Below are 2,003 nucleotides of genomic sequence, written 5' to 3'. Positions count from 1 at the left end.
AAAGTGAATCGATGATTGCGAACTCACTTTAGCTCCACCGCCTTCTTGCTAGCGAAGGCCGGCTAGATGATCTTCAGCGCGAGTGTGCAGGCCGTAACGCAAGTGAACGCTGAGCAAGCCTCGAAAAGGACGAAGCACAGGCCGACCTGACAGCCATATCAGGGAAGGCTGACACGATTGGGGAGGAAGAGAGCGAAGTAAGGCTCCAATCGCTGTGCCGGGGTAGTGGCGACAGCATGCACACAAGGAAAGCGTACGCAACACGGGAGGCCCCACGGCGTGGTCAGGGATGATCAACCGGACGCCCGCGAGGGACAGGCCGGGCACCGTGGGGATGCGGAGGGGTTCGTAGTACCGCTGAAGCCGGGTAACGCCGAGGGAGGGAAGGGACCTCAGTTCAAGACGAACGCAAGACGTAGCGAGGGACCTGGGGATTGGGCAACCTATCAACTCCGAAGAGTGTTCAGAAACTGCAGACGGCGTTGCACGCGAAAGCGAAGGCAGAAGCCGGCTACCGCTTCTACGCCCTGTACGACAAGATCAGCCGGGAAGACATCTTGGCCCATGCCTATGCTCAATGCCGCTCCAACAAGGGCGCACCGGGCGTGGACGGTCAGGACTTCGCGGACATCGAGGCGTACGGGGTGCAGCGGTGGCTTGGCGAACTGGCGCTTGCGCTCAGGCAGGAGACGTATCGACCGGACCCTATCAGAAGAGTGTACATACCGAAGGCCAATGGCAAACTCAGGCCATTAGGCATCTCGACCTTGCGCGATCGAGTCTGCATGACGGCAGCGATGCTAGTGCTAGAACCGATCTTCGAAGCCGACCTTCCACCCGAACAGTACGCGTACCGTCCCGGGCGAAATGCCCAACAGGCGGTGGTCGAGGTGGAAGCGCAGCTGTTCCGTGGCCACCCGGAAGTCGTTGACGCCGACCTCGCGGACTACTTCGGAAGCATTCCGCATGCCGACCTTCTCAAGTCGGTAGCGCGCCGGATTGTTGATCGGCGCGTGCTGCATCTGATCAAGATGTGGCTGGAGTGTCCCGTGGAAGAAACCGACGATCGAGGACGGAAGACACGCACGACCGAAGCCCGGGACAACCGGCGCGGCATTCCGCAAGGTTCACCCCTCTCACCATTGCTGGCGAATATCTACATGCGCCGGTTTGTGCTGGGATGGAAGATGCTCGGGCTGGAGCAAAGCCTCGGCTCTCGCATCGTGACCTACGCCGACGATCTCGTGATCCTGTGCCGAAGGGGCAAAGCCGAAGAGGCCTCGTCGCGACTGCGCGAGATCATGGGAAAGCTGAAGCTGACGGTCAACGAGGAGAAGACACGAATCTGCAAGGTCCCGGAAGAAAAGTTCGACTTCCTGGGATACTCATTCGGGTTGATGTATTCGGCGAAGACCGGAAAGGCGTACCTCGGGTACCGGCCCTCGAAGAAGAGCATCAAGCGTATGGTTGAGCAAATCCATGCACTGACGACCCGAACGGGAACTTGGCAAGACACCACAGAGCTGGTGGCGAGGTTGAACCGCACGCTGCGCGGATGGGCGAACTACTTCAACGTAGGCACCGTCAACAAGGCGTACCGGGCGATCGACAACTACACCGCTGTGCGGTTGCGCCGGTGGTTGCGCATCAAGCACAAGGTAAGGCGACGCAAGGGCGGGACTTATCCACTCTCGCACCTCTACGGGCACTTCGGGCTCGTACGCCTAACCGCGCTTGGCCGCGACGTGCCGTGGGCGAAGGCGTGAAGTCATGTCCGAGAGCCGGATGCGTTAGCTGCGCCCGTCCGGTTCGATGAGCGGGATGTGGAAACGGAGCCAAGGGTGAACCAGTAAGGCACCGCCAGACGAAAGGGGCGGCAAACAGATATGTTCAGCCTACCGCCACCGCGCCACATCTCGACTCTACCCTTAGCGACTATTCCCCGCGCTTGTCGAATGGACCCGGAGCCGACATAACAAGTTCGTCTGCTGTGATGCGGAATG

Annotated in this window: 1 protein-coding gene; it reads left to right on the top strand. The window is 60.1% G+C overall.

All coding sequences use genetic code 11. The features are described from left to right. Nucleotides 1-434: 434 nt before the first annotated feature. Nucleotides 435-1,766 (top strand): group II intron reverse transcriptase/maturase, encoded by a 1,332-nt coding sequence (gene ltrA / locus Q2941_RS51465; protein WP_254107294.1) that lies wholly within the window; start codon nt 435-437, stop codon nt 1,764-1,766. The last annotated feature ends 237 nt before the right edge of the window (nt 1,767-2,003 follow it).

It is taken from the genome of Bradyrhizobium sp. UFLA05-153 (assembly GCF_054185185.1).
This window is presented reverse-complemented; position numbering and strand designations above follow the sequence as displayed.